We start from the raw sequence: 13,801 nt of genomic DNA on the forward strand, positions 1-13,801 counted from the left end.
ATGGCGGGTGCGCTGGCCGCATGCCTGGGCGGGCCTGACGACCGGCTTCGCGCCAGGGCGGCGGGTGAGCGCCTGGCGGCGCTGGCCGCCGGGATGGGCGGAGATCCGGTCTCGCTGCTGACCCGGGGCCAGGACGCGGAGGCTTTTCGCCATTATCCCGCCGGTGACGTCTACGACCTGTCGTCCCATGCCCAATTCTATTACCACAGCCATCGGGACGGGGAATTCGGCCACATCCATCTGTTCCAGCGTCCGCGCGGCATGCCGCGCGGGCTGGCGCCGGCCGTGGCGACGGTCGATCCCGACGCCCCCTGCCATCTGATCGCCGTGGGATTCGGCGCCGGCGGCGAGGCGACGGAGCTGTTCACCACCAACCGCTGGGTGACCGGCGAGGCATGGTACGGGGCCGACGCGGTCAAGGCCATGGTGGCCGGTCTGCGGCTGGCGCCGGCGGGGCCCTGGGCGCCGGTGGCCCGGTGGCTGGCGGCGCTGGTGGAGTTCTACCGGCCGCTGATCGGGTTGCTGGTCGACGAGCGGGACCGGACGGTGGCGGCCTGGGGACGGGCCCATCCCGGCCGGGACGAACTGAACGACGAACGCCTGGAGATCACCTCGGCGCGCTCCATCGACCTGGCCGCCGATCTGGCGGGTTTGTAGCGTCGTGCACTAAATCGGCTCCCCCTTTGCGTCATGGCCGGGCTCGACCCGGCCATCCACGTGGAGCCGTTTACCGCTGTGCCGGATGGAGCCGCGTGGATGCCCGGAACACGTCCGGGCATGACGAGGGTGGAGTTGGCGCGGACTTACGGCTCGACGCGCCGAGCCCTCCCCAAAAAAGCAACGCCGCCGCCCCGTTGCCGGGGCGGCGGCGCCAAAGCCTTCGAAGGCCGGAAGTCTTACTTCACGGTCTTCAGATAGCCGATCACGGCGGCCAGATCCTCGGGCTTCTTCAGGCCGGCGAAGGCCATCTTGTTGCCGGGGACCGCGCCCTTGGGGTCGGCCAGGTACTTGGTCAGGCCGGCTTCGTCCCAGGTCAGGCCCGAGTTCTTCATGGCGTCGGAATACTTGAAGGTGGCTTCACCGCCGGCCTTGCGGCCGAACACGCCGGCCAGGCTGGGGCCGACGCCGTTCTTGCCGGCTTCGACCTTGTGACAGGCCTTGCACTGGTTGAAGGCGGCCGGGGCCTCCTGGGCGGACGCGGCGAACGGGGCGGCGAGGAGGGCGGCTCCGAGGACGAGGCCCAGCTTCTTGGTGTTGAGCATCAGAATCTCCAATTGCGCAGGTATGGATGAGTGGCGCGATGCGTTCCTTATCCCCTAGGATTGTGTCGAATTCAAGAGGCTCAGGGCAATTTTCGGGCTAAAGTCCGCCGGTGCGATCGTATAAGTACGAAAAATGCATGATTTACCCATAGATACCGTCATCCCCGAAATTCGTGCCGCCCTGGCCGCCTCCCACGGACTGGTGCTCCAGGCTCCGCCGGGGGCGGGCAAGACCACCCGCGTGCCGCTGGCTTTGCTGGACGAATCCTGGCTGGGGGGAAAGCGCATCCTGATGCTGGAGCCCCGGCGGCTGGCGGCGCGGGCCGCCGCGTCGCGCATGGCCGCCACCTTGGGCGAGCAGCCGGGCGAGACGGTGGGCTGGCGCATCCGCTTCGACTCCCGAATCGGGCCGAAGACCCGTATCGAGGTGGTGACCGAAGGCATCCTGGGCCGCATGATCCAGGACGACCCGTCCCTGGACGGCATCGGTCTGGTGATCTTCGACGAGTTCCACGAGCGCTCGCTGTTCGCCGATCTCGGCCTGGCCCTGGCCCTGGAATGCCGCCAGGCCTTGCGCGACGACCTCAAGCTGCTGGTGATGTCGGCGACGCTGGACGGCGGCCCGGTGGCGCGGCTGATGGGCGACGTGCCGGTGGTGACCAGCCAGGGCCGCGCCTTTGCCGTCGAGACCCGCTTCCTCGCCCGGCCCGAGCCCCGCGCCTTTATCGATGCCGTGGCGGCGGCGGTGGTCCGCGCCCTGGGCGAGGAGGAGGGCGACGTGCTGGTCTTCCTGCCCGGTGCCGGCGAAATCCGCCGGGTCGAGGCCCTGTTGGCCGAGCATCCGGCGACGCGCGGCGTCCAGATCGCGCCCCTTTACGGCGATCTGTCCCAAGACGCTCAGGACGCCGCCATCCGGCCGCGCCGGGACGGGGGGCGCAAGGTGGTGCTGGCCACCTCCATCGCCGAGACCTCGCTCACCATCGAGGGCGTGCGGGTGGTGGTGGATGGCGGGCGCATGCGGGTGGCGCGCTTCGATCCCGGCTCGGGCATGACCCGGCTGGCGACGCTGCCGGTGTCGCGCGCCGGGGCCGACCAGCGCAGGGGCCGCGCCGGGCGCCTGGGGCCGGGGGTATGCTATCGCCTGTGGTCCGAGGCCGACGACCGCGCCCTTCTGCCCTTCACCGCGCCCGAGATGGTCGAGGCCGATCTTGCCCCCCTGGCTCTCGACCTTGCCCAATGGGGGGCGGGCGACGCGGGCGCCCTGGCCTGGCTCGATCCGCCGCCCGCCGCCCATCTGGCCCAGGCCCGCCAGTTGCTGAGCGAGTTGGGGGCTCTGGACAGGGATCTGCGCATCACTGCCCACGGCAAGGCCATGGCGCGTCTCGGCCTGCATCCCCGCCTCGCCCACATGGTGCTGAAGGGACGCGAGATGGGTCTGGGCGGGCTGGCCTCGGATCTGGCCGCGCTTTTGGAGGAACGCGACGTGCTGCGCCCGGGGCAGGGGGCGCGCGACGGTGACATCCGCCTGCGGCTCGACGCGCTCCGGGGCGAGGAGAGGGGGCTGCCGGTGGACAAGGGCGCCCTGGCCCGCGCCCGTCAGGCGGCCCGCGACGGCCGCCGCCGTCTGGGCCTCAAGGGCGGCGAGCAGCAGGGCGAACGCGGCGATGTGGGCCCGCTGCTGGCCCTGGCCTATCCCGACCGCATCGCAAGGCGGCGGCCGGGGGGGGAGCCGCGCTACGCCATGACCGGCGGCGGCGGCGCCCTGTTCGCCTCCCACGAGCCCCTGGCCGCCGAGGAATGGCTGGTCCTGGCCGAGACCGACGGCGACCGGCGCGAGGCCCGCATCTTCCTGGCCGCGCCGCTGACCCTGGCCGAGATCGAGAGCCAGTTCGAGGGCGACATCCGGGCCGAGACCGTCTGCCGCTGGGACGGGCGGGAAGAGGTGGTGCAGGCGCGTGCGCGGCGCGTGCTGTGGTCCCTGGTCATCGAGGACAAGCCGCTGAAATCCGCCGATCCCCAGGCGCTTGCCGCCGCCATGGCCGAGGGTGTGCGGCAGATGGGTCTCGCCGCGCTGCCGTGGACGCCGGACCTGGAAAAGCTGTGCCGCCGCGTCGCCTTCATGCGCGGGCTGGAGCCCGAGGGCGAGTGGCCCGATTTGTCCGAGACGGCCCTGCTGGCCGGGCTGGAGGATTGGCTGGTGCCTTACCTCGCCGGCATCACCAGACGCGCCCATCTCGCCCGCCTGGACCTGGGGGCGGCGCTGGGCGGCCTGCTGCCGTGGGAGATGAAGAAGCGCCTGGACGAGTTGGCCCCCACCCATGTGGAGGTGCCCTCCGGCTCGCGCGTGCCCATCGATTATTCCGGCGACGTGCCGGTGCTGGCGGTGCGCTTGCAGGAGATGTTCGCCTGCGCCGAGACGCCCCGTATCGGCGGGGGCAAGGTGCCCTTGCTGCTGCACCTGCTGTCGCCGGCCCGGCGGCCCATGCAGGTGACCCGCGATCTGGCCAGCTTCTGGGCCAACGCCTACAAACAGGTGAAAGCGGACCTGAAGGGCCAGTACCCCAAGCACTGGTGGCCCGATGATCCCATGCAGGCCGAACCCACGGCGCGGGCCAAGCCGAGGAAGTGACGGCATGCGTTTGTCATCCCGACGACCATCGGGAGGAGGGATCTCGTCCTGGTGCGGCATTTCAGGACTGGCACCGCTATACCAAGCGGAGATCCCTCGCTTGCGCTCGGGATGACACGGTTCGGCTTGCTACCGCTTCCTTGCCCCCAGCACCGTCGCCAGCATGGTGACGATGAACAGGGCGATGGCCGCCGCATTGCCCATTCCGCCCCATTGGCGCACGGCGTGGAGGTCCAGCAGGTCGCCGGCCACGCGCAGCAGCAGCGAGGCGTGCAGCACGGCCAGCGGCAGGTAGAACACCGGCCGGTAGGGCACGGCGACGCGCAGCACGGCGGGCAGGATGACGGGAGCGTGGCCGTAGACCATGGCGAAGACGAAGCCGACGAACAGGGCGTGCAGGGCGGCGTCGTACATCACGCCGGTCTCGCCCGCGCCCAGGCGGGTCATCAGCAGCCCGGCGGCCAGGGCCCAGGCATAGCCCGACAGCAGGCACACCGCCACGTAACGGGTCAGCCCCGGCTGGCGGATGGTGCGCTTGACCACGTCGTTGATCAGCGACCACAGGGTCAGCAGGGCGAGACCCAGGCCGAACAGCGTCCACGAGGCCATGGCCATGCCGGCCAGCAGCAGCGCCAAGGGTGGAAACAGGGTGGGGGTGCGCCAGCGCCAGGGCGGCAGGAAGCGCGACAGTTCCAGCCGCTCGCCGGCGATGGTCAGCACCAGGAAGGCGGACCACAGGGGGACCGAACGGGCGGTCTCGGCACCGAGCGCCCAGGCCAGATTGCCCGCCGCCCAGCACAGCCCGCCCAGGCCCAGAACGGTGGTGAACACCTCGCGCTGGCGGGCGATGACGGCAAGGCTCATGGCGACGAAGATCAGGCTGCCGGCCAGCAGCAGCGAGGCGCCGGCCTGGGGCTGCCCGGCAATCAGCAAGATGCCGCCCAGCGCGGTGAACAGCGGCGAGCCGTAGCCCCAAGGCTTGGCCAGGGCCACCGCCCGCTCCAGCCCGATGACGGTGCCGAAGAAGCCGCAGATCATCAGCGGCCCGTGGACCAGGGCCAGGTCGGCTCCTCCCACCGGCCAGCCCAGGCGCCCTTCGCCGGCGATGATGCCGGCCACCAGCGAGACGGCGCCCGCCATCAGCAGCGGCAGGCGGCGGAGGGTGACGCTCATCAGCCGGGCCAGCCCATGATGGCCTTGGCCGAGGCCGACATGCGCGACGGTTCCCAGAAGGGGGAATCGAGCACTTCGACGCTGACCGGAAGCTGGTCCCTGGCGGCTTCGCGCGCCACCCGTTCGGACTGGTCGGCGAGATAGGCGCTTTGCGGGCAGGCCGGCGTGGTCATGATGAGGTCCACATAGATGCCTTCCGGCGCGATGCGGACCGCTTCCACCAGCCCCAGATCGACGATGTTGACCCCGACGTCGGGATCGATGACCTGGCGCAGCGCTTCGCGGATTTCGTCTTCGGTGATCATGGGCTTCGTCCTGCTGTCGACGGGAATACCTTAGCGCGGTGCTGAGGCTCCCGGCATGATGGCGGTCAAGCCGGCAAGAAGACCTTGAACGTGCTGCCCTCGCCGGCGGCGGATTCGACCCAGACGCGCCCGCCGGCCCGTTCGACGATCTTCTTGACGATGGCCAGGCCGATGCCGGTGCCCTCGAACTTGTCGCGGGTGTGCAGGCGCTGGAAGATGCCGAAGATGCGTTCCGAGAATTGCGGATCGATGCCCATGCCGTTGTCGGCGACCGAGATCACCCAGCCGCCCTCCGTCTTGCCGGCGGTGACCCTGACGATGGGGGTACGCTCCGGGTGGCGGTATTTCAGCGCGTTGCCGATCAGGTTCTGGAACAGCCGGACCATGTCGTCGCGCACCAGATCAAGGACCGGCATGCCCGGCGCCCGCTCCACCTGGGCGCCGGTCTCCACGATGGTGGTGCGCAGGTTGGCGATGGCCTCGTCGATGGCATCGCCCAGATTGACCGCTTCCACCGGCAGGGCGCGGTGGCCGATGCGGGAAAACTCCAAGAGGTCGATCATCAGCCGGTCCATGCGCTTGGCGCCTTCGCGGGCATAGGTGATGTAGTCGCGCGCGTCGGCGTCGAGTGTCGCGCCGTAGCGGCGTTCCAGCAGCGAGACGAAGCTGGCCACCTGGCGCAGCGGCTCGCGCAGGTCGTGGCTGGCGATATAGGCGAATTGTTCGAGATCGGCGTTGGACCGGGCCAGTTCGGTGGCCTGCTGGGTCATGGCCCGTTCGGCCGCCAGGCGTTCGGAGATGTCGCGGAACACCAGGACGGCGCCCTTGACCGTGTCCCCGTCCCAGATGCCGGTGACGATGAACTCCACCGGAAAGCTGCCGCCGTTGGTGCGCCAGAAGGTCTCGCCCTGCACCTCGCGGGTCTGGCCGTCGCGCAGGGTCCCCAGGACGGGGCAGTTCTCGTGGGGATAGGCCGAGCCGTCCTGATGGCTGTGGTGGTTGGCGGCGTGCAGGTCGATGCCGATGGGGTCTTCGTGTTCCCATCCCAGCGCTTCCCGCGCGGCGGGGTTCATGAAGGTCACCTTTCCCCGGGCGTCGATGCCGCAAATCCCTTCGCCCGCCGTGGACAGGATCAGCTCGGCCTCGCGCCGGGCGCGGTCGGTGGCCATCTGCGCCTGCTCCTCGGCCTTCATGGCGCGCAGCAGGATCAGGGCCAGCAGCGAAAAGGCCAGGGTCACCAGACCGGCGATGGAGGCCAGGGTGGCCGTCTGGCGCCGCCAGGGCGCCAGCAGATCGTCGATGCCGGCGGTGACGATGACGATCAGGGGATAGTCGCGCAGCCGCTGGAACGATACCAGCCGCTCCTTGCCGTCGACGAACTGGCTGGCCGAGCGGAAGATGCCCTTCAGCGCCAGGGCGTAATTGTTCTTGTAGGACGGCGTGTCGGCGATGTTGATGCCGATGACGTGGTCTTCCTGGGGCACGCGGAACAGGAAGGTGCCGTCGGCCCTCAAGATGGCGATGGAGCCGGACGGTTTGATGCGCTCGGCCTCGAAGGTCTTGGCGATGCGGTCCAGCTCGATGGCGGCGAACAGCACATTCACGTCGCCGCCGCCCTTGTCCACCGGAACCGAGACGGGAATTCCCCATTTTCCGCTGACCCGGCTGACCACCGGATTGCCGATGAAGAAGCCGCGCGTCTCGAAGCGCGCCTGCGCCTTGACATAATCGCGGTCGGAGACGTCGGCCAGCGGCTTCGGGCCGCGCTTGGGGATGTAGTGCAGCCCGCCCGAGCGCGTCACCATGCGGACGTCCAGCATGCCGTCCGACATTTGGCGCAGGCGGTCCACCAGGGCGATGAAGGCCGGCGATTCGCCGGGGTCGAACTGGGGGTGCTCGGCCAGCCACAGATTGCTGACCGCCAGCGAGGTCTCGGCATGGCGGAACAGCCGCAGCGTCTGTTCCTCGGCCGCGGTGGTCAGCTGCTCGAGGATCACCGCGTTCGACGCCAGGACCCCCTTGCGCTGGGACCAGGACCAATAGGCGACGAATCCCCACAGCACCAGGAGCATGGCCCCCAGCAACCCCACCACGATTCTGCGGCTGGAGGGGCGGAAATCCACTGCCTGCTACCGGCTTTCCTGGAAGCGGACGGGCTCGCCCGCCGCACTTCCCAGCAATTGCCCGTCGCGCATCACCGTCTGGCCGCGCACGATGGTGGCGATGGGCCATCCCGTGACCTTCTGGCCGTCGAAGGGCGTCCAGCCGCAGCGGCTTTCGATCCAGTCGTTGGTGATGGTGCGTTCGGCCTTCATGTCGACCACGGTGAAATCCGCGTCATAGCCCACCGCGATGCGGCCCTTGCCGGTGATGTTGTAGATCCGGGCCGGGCCGCCGCTGGTCAGGTCCACCAGCCGCTCCAGGCTGAGGCGGCCGTGGTTGACGTGGTCGAGCATCAGCGGCACCAGGGTCTGCACCCCGGTCATGCCGGACGGGCTTTGGGGATAGGGCTTGTCCTTTTCCTCGCGGGTGTGGGGCGCGTGGTCCGAGCCCAGCACGTCCACCACCCCGTCGGCGATGGCGGCCCACAGGGCGTCGCGGTGCCGGGCGCCGCGGATGGGCGGATTCATCTGGGCATAGGTGCCGAGGCGCTCGTAGCATTCGGGTGCCGCCAGGGTCAGGTGCTGGGGCGTGGTCTCCACCGTGGCGATGTCCTTGTGCCCGGCCAGGAACTCCATCTCCTCGGCGGTGGTGACGTGCAGCACGTGGACGCGGCGCCCGGCCTTCTCCGCCAGGGCGATCAGGCGCTTGCTGGCCATCAGCGCGGTCTCGACGTCGCGCCACTGGTGGTGGACGCGGGGGTGCGCCCCTTCCTCGGCCACGTGCTTGCGCTCGATCAGGCGGCCCTCGTCCTCGCAATGGACGGCGACGCGGCGGAAGCCCTGGGCCAGCACCCGGGCCAGGGTCTCGTCGTCGGCCACCAGCAGGTTGCCGGTGGAAGACCCCATGAAGATCTTGATGCCGGCGCAGCCGGGGATGCGCTCCCATTCGGCCAGATTCTCGATGTTGTCGGACGCCGCGCCGATGAAGAAGGCATGGTCCACCCAGGCGCGGCCCCGGGCGCGCTCCAGCTTGTCGCGGATGGCGTCGGCGGTGGTGGTGGACGGCTTGGTGTTGGGCATCTCGAAGATGGCCACCACGCCGCCCTGGGCGGCGGCCCGCGTGCCGCTCTCCAGGTCTTCCTTGTGCTCCAGGCCCGGTTCGCGGAAATGCACCTGGGTGTCGATGACGCCCGGCAGCACGGTCAGCCCGCGCAGGTCGACGTCGTCGGCGGCCGAGGCGCCCAGCAGATCGCCGATGGCCCGGATGCGGCCGTCGCTGACGGCGATGTTGGTGCGCAGCGTGCCGCTGGGCGTCACCACCATGCCATTGCGCAGGATCAGGTCGAAGGTCTGGGCCATGGCACCTCTCCAAACAGAATATCGAAGGATTATATCCGTTCCGCCAGTTCGGAAAAGGTATCACCACTCGGAATCCGGCCGAGAATATGCCTTTGATGCCAAAGGGCATAGAACAGCAGCGTCCAGCAGGCGAAGGCGGTGTCCTTGGCGCAATCCTTGAACAGGCGTTTCACCTTGCCGGGATGGCAGATTTCCTCGATGCCCGGCTGATGGGCCACCAGGGCGCCGATCTCGGGGCGGGTGGCGATCCATTCGCCCACGGGAACGGTGAAGCCGCGCTTCTTGTCGAAGGGCCGGGCGGCGGGCAGCGCCGTTTCCAGCCAGCGGCGCAGCAGCCACTTGCCCAGGCCCTTCCTCACCTTCATGTGGTCGGGCAGGCGGAAGGCGAAGGCCGCCACCACCGGATCGAGGAAGGGTACGCGGCCCTCGATGCCGTTGGCCATCAGGCAGCGGTCGGCCTTGGTCAAAAGGTCGTTGGGCAGCCAGTCGGCGCAATCCACCGCCTGGGCGGTCTGCAGCCGGGTGCGGCCGGGCATGGCCTCGGCCCGTTCGGCCAGCTTCATGCCGTGGCGCCAGTGGTTGAGAACGCCGTCGCGCAAAAGTCCGTCCAGACCGTCGAAGGTGCCCTTTCTGCGCATGGGCTTGGTCAGGGGCCAGGGGCGCATGGCGTGGCGATAGCGGCCATAGCCGCCGAACAGCTCGTCGCCGCCCTCGCCCGACAGGATGACCTTGACCTCCGTCCTCGCCTCCCGGGCCAGCTTGAAGGTGGGCAGGCAGGCGTAATCGGCGGCCGGGTCGTCCATGGCGGCGGCGACCTGGGGCAGCAGGGACCAGAAGTCGCTTTCCCCGAACTCCACCTCCACATGCCGCGCGCCTACCGTGCGGGCCAGTTCGCGGGCGTGGGCGCGCTCGTCATGGGCCTTGGTGCCGGGGAAGCCGGCGGTAAACGCCAGCACGCCCCTGGGATTGAGCCGCGCCATCAGGGCCAGCACCACCGAGGAATCGATGCCGCCCGACAGGAACATGCCGTAGGGCACGTCCGAGCGCTGGTGCAGTTCCACCGATTCGGTCAGGGTGTCGTCCAGCTCGTCCAGCAGGCGGTCGGGGCTGTCCTCGACAGGCCCGCCGGCGGGCAGGGCGGGCAGGCGGCGGCTTTCGCTGACGCAGCCCGCTTCGGCCACCACCGTCTCGCCGGGGCTGAGGCGGCGGACGCCCTTGAAGATGGTCCTTGTCCCGGTGGTGAACTGCAGTTGCAGCAGCTCGGCCAGGGCGACCGGGTCGATGTCCGCCTTGACCTGTCCGGCCGCCACCAGGGCCTGGGGCTCGGAGGCGAAGGCCAGGCCGGGGGAGGATTCCACCAGATAGAGCGGCTTGATGCCGAAGGGGTCGCGGCTGAGGATCAGCTTGTCCGCCCCGCCGTCATGGATGGCGATGGCGTACATGCCGCGCAAGGACCGGGCGAAGGCCGGTCCCTGGTGGCGGTAGAGATGCAGCGGCGGCTCGCAATCGGAACCGGTGGCGAAGCTTTGCCCCGCCATGTCCGCCTTCAGCTCCAGGTAGTTGTAGACCTCGCCATTGGCGACGATGGCGTTGCCCGCCCCGTCCAGGATGGGCTGCCGTCCGCCTTCCAGGTCGATGATGGACAGGCGGTTCTGCACCAGCCCCACATTGCCCGCCACATGGCGGCCGCGCCCGTCGGGGCCGCGATGGGCCAGGGCGTCGGCCAGCTTGTCCAGCACCGTCTCGTCGGGCGGAGCGCCCGCGGTCATCAGGCCGGCGATGCCGCACATCAGCGTCGCTCCCTGTTTGTCATCCCGAGTGCAGGCGAGGGATCTCCGCCTGCTCCAATCGTGCCGATTCTGAAACGCCGGATCAGGATGAGATCCGTCCTCCCGTTGGTCGTCAGGATGACAGGGGAGGTCATCGCTTCACCTTGTCGAAGAAGTCGAGATAGCGCGCCACCACGGCGGCTTCCGTGAACTGGCGCTCGTAGGCGCTGCGGCCCGCTTCGGCCAGGGCGCGGGCGGCATCGGGCTGGTCCAGCAGGCGGCGGATGGCTTCGCTCAGGGCCTGGTCGTCGTCCACCGGCACCAGCAATCCGTCGACGCCGTCGGTGATCAGCTGTTTCGGCCCCTGGGAGGCCGCCGCGATGACGGGCCGGGCGGCGGCCCAGGCCTCGATCACCACATTGCCCAGGGGCTCGTGGCGGGACGGGCAGACGAACAGGTCGCCGGTGGCGTACAGCGCCGCCACGTCGTCGCGCCAACCCAGGAAGCGCACCCGGGGCTTGACCGACAGATGGGCGGCCAGGGCTTCCAGCTCGGCCCGCTGGGGCCCTTCGCCGGCGATCCACAGATAGCAGTCGTGAATCTGCTCCACCGCCCGCAGCAGCACGTCGAAGGCCTTGTTGGCGTGCAGGCGGCCCATGGCGACGATCAGCCTGGCCCCCGGCGGCGTGTCGAACGAGGCGCGCGGCACCGGGGTGGCGCCGCGTGAGTCGGCGACGAAATTGGGGACGTAGTGAACCTGCCCGGCCGGTCGTCCTTGCGCGATGATCCAGTCGCGGATGTCGGGGGTGTTGCCGATCAGGTGGTCGCACTGGCGGTAATATTTCAGGTCGTAATAGCCGCCCAGGCGGCCCACCGTCACATGGGGGCCCCTGGGCACGAAGCGGCTGGCCCGGTTCATCCAGGTCAGCACGATGTCGGGCCGGAAGTCCTTGACCTCGCGGCCGAAGCGCCAGTGGGTGACGAGGTCGAGCGCGCCGCCGAAGGGGGCTTCCACCACGTCCAGGCCCTGGGCGCGCAGCTGCTCGGCGCGCTTGGGATTATCGCGGATCAGCAGGCGCTGGGTCACTCCGGCGCGGGCCAAAGCGGGGGCCAGGCGCTCGAAGAACGCCTCGGCTCCGCCATGGGGCGCACCGGCCATGGCCTGGAGCAGCCGCGTCATCTGAGCCAGCCTTCGAGCGTCGCCGCCACGCCGTCCCAGGTCCGGGCCTTCCAGGCGGCGCGGGCCTCGGCGCCCATGGTTTGCTGGACCGACCGGTCGGTCAACAGCATGACGGCCAGATTGGCGAAGGCGTCGTCGTCGGGGGCGGAATAGCCGGTCACCCCGTCGATGATGCGCTCGCTTGCCGCGCCAAGCGGGCGGATCACCGCCGGGCAGCCCGAAGCCTGGCTTTCCATCAGGGTGAAGCAGCCCATGTCGTCGGCATGGCCGGGATAGAGGTGGACGCGGGCTTCCGACAGGGCGGCGCTCATCAGGTGGTCGCCCTGGGGCCGGGTCACCACCACGCCGTGGGCGGCGGCCTCCAGCACCTTGGCGGCCAGGGGGCGCAGGCCTTCCTCCACCGCGCTGCCCTCGGCGGCGGCGGCCAGGGTCATGGAATGGACGTGCAACTCGGCGTCGGGCACCTTGGGGCGGATCTTCCTCACCCACAGGTCCACCAGCCAGTCCAGGCCGTGGGCGGGATGGGTGGTGACCACGGCGCGCGGCGGGTCCTGGGGCCTGGGCGAGACGTTCAGGTAATCGGGACGCACCGCCATGGGCAGCAGGCCGGCGGCCAGTCCCTTGGCCTGGAAGTCGCGGGCCTGGGCCTCGGCCACCAGCAGCAGCAGCGGCTTGTGGGTATCGAGCATGGCGCGCGTGGCGGCGCGCTCCAGCATGCGGCCCGGCCCGGTGTGCCAGAACACCCGCTTGCCGGCATGGCGGACGAATTCCAGCAGCGCCGGCTTGCGAAAGGCGATCAGCGCGTCGGTCCTCAGCGGCTTCTTGCCGTCGAAGGTCTCCCACTGGGCGCTTTCGATGTGCATGCCCCAGCGGCAGCGGTTGAACACCTGCACGGTATGGCCGAGGCGGGCCAGGGCGCCGGGCAGCGAGGCGAAGGCCTTCTCGGCCCCGCCCAGCGGGCGCGACGCGGCGGAATAGCCGTCGAAGGGGATGGAATCGTCCACGAGGGTGATATGCATGGTGGGAATCTTATAAGGCGGCGAGTGGGGCTTGTCATCCCGGCTGGTTTGACCCACCCTTCAGTTCGGAAGGGGAGTCGGAAAGGAAGTGCGACAATGAGCGACAAGGTCTTCGTGCGTCTGGAGCAGCGCGCCGTGCTGGAAGTGGGAGGCGAGGATCGCCGGACCTTCCTGCAGGGACTGGTTTCCAACGACATGAACAAGGTGGCCGGCGACCGGGCCGTGTTCACCGCCCTGCTCACCCCCCAGGGCAAGTTCCTCTACGACCTGTTCGTGGTGGAACTGGGCGAGGTCTTCCTGATCGAGGCCGAGGCGGCGCGCATCGAGGAGCTGAGGAAGAAGCTCTCCATGTACAAGCTGCGCTCCAAGGTGAGCGTCGGCGCAGCCGCCAACATGGCGGTGTTCGCGCTGCTGGGCGAGGGCGCGGCAGCCGCTTTCGATCTCGGCTCCGAGGCCGGCGCGGCGACGGAATTCGCCGGCGGCACCGTCTTCGTCGATCCCCGTCTGGCCGAAGCCGGCCTGCGCGCCCTGCTGCCCGCCGATGGCGGGCCCCGCGTGCTGGAAGCCAACGACTTCAAGCCCGCGCCGTTCGAGGCGTGGGATCAGGCCCGCATCCGCCTCGGCCTGCCCGACGGGTCGCGCGACCTGGAGGTGGAAAAGGCCATCCTGCTGGAAAACGGCTTCGAGGAGCTGAACGGCGTCGATTTCAACAAGGGCTGCTACATGGGCCAGGAGCTGACGGCCCGGACCAAGTATCGCGGCCTGGTGAAGAAGCGCCTGATGCCGGTCAGCATCGACGGTCCCGTTCCCGCCCCCGGCACGCCGATCCTGCTGGGCGAGGTGGAAGCGGGTGAGATGCGCTCGGCCTCGGGCGCCAGCGGCCTCGCCCTGGTGCGGCTCGAGCAGTTCCGGGCCCAAGGGGGCGCCGGGCTGTCGGCGGGCGGAGCCACGCTGATCGCCGCCCGGCCCAAATGGGCGGTGTTCCCCGAAGGTGAGTGACGTC

At 69.7% G+C, this 13,801-nt stretch carries 11 protein-coding genes; 3 read left to right on the top strand and 8 right to left on the bottom strand.

What is annotated here, in order from left to right; all coding sequences use genetic code 11:
- Positions 1–657, top strand: a complete 657-nt coding sequence (locus tag WV31_RS17465) for a DUF6969 family protein (RefSeq protein ID WP_085374766.1) — start codon at positions 1–3, stop codon at positions 655–657.
- A 239-nt stretch (positions 658–896) separates the two neighbouring features.
- Here the strand turns inward: WV31_RS17465 and WV31_RS17470 are convergent, their stop codons facing one another.
- Positions 897–1,262 (bottom strand): c-type cytochrome, encoded by a 366-nt coding sequence (locus WV31_RS17470; protein ID WP_085375641.1) that lies wholly within the window; start codon positions 1,260–1,262, stop codon positions 897–899.
- Positions 1,263–1,395: 133 nt separating this feature from the next.
- Here WV31_RS17470 and hrpB point away from each other — a divergent pair, with 133 nt between their 5' ends.
- Positions 1,396–3,891 carry an ATP-dependent helicase HrpB gene (gene hrpB / locus WV31_RS17475; protein ID WP_085374767.1) on the top strand — a complete coding sequence of 832 codons (2,496 nt, stop codon included), beginning with the start codon at positions 1,396–1,398 and terminating at the stop codon, positions 3,889–3,891.
- A 129-nt stretch (positions 3,892–4,020) separates the two neighbouring features.
- On the opposite strand, the gene WV31_RS17480 is transcribed toward hrpB, so the two are convergent.
- The 7 genes from WV31_RS17480 to WV31_RS17510 form a co-directional block, all read right to left on the bottom strand.
- Complete coding sequence (locus WV31_RS17480) at positions 4,021–5,064, bottom strand: hypothetical protein (protein WP_085374768.1); 1,044 nt, start codon at positions 5,062–5,064, stop codon at positions 4,021–4,023.
- Positions 5,064–5,369: a metal-sulfur cluster assembly factor gene (locus WV31_RS17485; RefSeq protein ID WP_085374769.1), complete on the bottom strand. Its 306-nt coding sequence runs from the start codon at positions 5,367–5,369 to the stop codon at positions 5,064–5,066. Before WV31_RS17485 ends, WV31_RS17480 begins: the two co-directional genes overlap by 1 nt.
- 65 nt (positions 5,370–5,434) lie before the next feature.
- On the bottom strand, positions 5,435–7,492 hold the full coding sequence (locus WV31_RS17490; protein WP_237051350.1) for an ATP-binding protein: 2,058 nt from the start codon (positions 7,490–7,492) through the stop codon (positions 5,435–5,437).
- A gap of 6 nt (positions 7,493–7,498) precedes the next feature.
- Complete coding sequence (locus WV31_RS17495) at positions 7,499–8,830, bottom strand: dihydroorotase (protein WP_085374770.1); 1,332 nt, start codon at positions 8,828–8,830, stop codon at positions 7,499–7,501.
- A gap of 29 nt (positions 8,831–8,859) precedes the next feature.
- On the bottom strand, positions 8,860–10,620 hold the full coding sequence (gene asnB, locus WV31_RS17500; protein WP_085374771.1) for an asparagine synthase (glutamine-hydrolyzing): 1,761 nt from the start codon (positions 10,618–10,620) through the stop codon (positions 8,860–8,862).
- Positions 10,621–10,750: 130 nt separating this feature from the next.
- Positions 10,751–11,779 carry a glycosyltransferase gene (locus WV31_RS17505; protein ID WP_085374772.1) on the bottom strand — a complete coding sequence of 343 codons (1,029 nt, stop codon included), beginning with the start codon at positions 11,777–11,779 and terminating at the stop codon, positions 10,751–10,753.
- Positions 11,776–12,798: a glycosyltransferase gene (locus tag WV31_RS17510; RefSeq protein WP_085374773.1), complete on the bottom strand. Its 1,023-nt coding sequence runs from the start codon at positions 12,796–12,798 to the stop codon at positions 11,776–11,778. The genes WV31_RS17505 and WV31_RS17510 overlap by 4 nt, the downstream gene beginning before the upstream one ends.
- A gap of 96 nt (positions 12,799–12,894) precedes the next feature.
- Here WV31_RS17510 and ygfZ point away from each other — a divergent pair, with 96 nt between their 5' ends.
- Positions 12,895–13,797, top strand: coding sequence for a CAF17-like 4Fe-4S cluster assembly/insertion protein YgfZ (gene ygfZ / locus WV31_RS17515; RefSeq protein WP_085374774.1), 903 nt, complete (start codon positions 12,895–12,897; stop codon positions 13,795–13,797).
- The last annotated feature ends 4 nt before the right edge of the window (positions 13,798–13,801 follow it).

Origin of the sequence: Magnetospirillum sp. ME-1 (genome assembly GCF_002105535.1) — a bacterium.
In the GTDB taxonomy this organism is placed as follows: domain Bacteria; phylum Pseudomonadota; class Alphaproteobacteria; order Rhodospirillales; family Magnetospirillaceae; genus Phaeospirillum.

Bases quoted from the DNA above. Each gene is read 5' to 3' on its own strand.
- WV31_RS17465 (WP_085374766.1), top strand. From the start codon at position 1: ATGGCGGGTGCGCTGGCCGCATGCCTGGGCGGGCCTGACGACCGGCTT.
- WV31_RS17470 (WP_085375641.1), bottom strand. From the start codon at position 1,262: ATGCTCAACACCAAGAAGCTGGGCCTCGTCCTCGGAGCCGCCCTCCTC.
- hrpB (WP_085374767.1), top strand. From the start codon at position 1,396: ATGCATGATTTACCCATAGATACCGTCATCCCCGAAATTCGTGCCGCC.
- WV31_RS17480 (WP_085374768.1), bottom strand. From the start codon at position 5,064: ATGAGCGTCACCCTCCGCCGCCTGCCGCTGCTGATGGCGGGCGCCGTC.
- WV31_RS17485 (WP_085374769.1), bottom strand. From the start codon at position 5,369: ATGATCACCGAAGACGAAATCCGCGAAGCGCTGCGCCAGGTCATCGAT.
- WV31_RS17495 (WP_085374770.1), bottom strand. From the start codon at position 8,830: ATGGCCCAGACCTTCGACCTGATCCTGCGCAATGGCATGGTGGTGACG.
- asnB (WP_085374771.1), bottom strand. From the start codon at position 10,620: ATGTGCGGCATCGCCGGCCTGATGACCGCGGGCGCTCCGCCCGACGAG.
- WV31_RS17505 (WP_085374772.1), bottom strand. From the start codon at position 11,779: ATGACGCGGCTGCTCCAGGCCATGGCCGGTGCGCCCCATGGCGGAGCC.
- WV31_RS17510 (WP_085374773.1), bottom strand. From the start codon at position 12,798: ATGCATATCACCCTCGTGGACGATTCCATCCCCTTCGACGGCTATTCC.
- ygfZ (WP_085374774.1), top strand. From the start codon at position 12,895: ATGAGCGACAAGGTCTTCGTGCGTCTGGAGCAGCGCGCCGTGCTGGAA.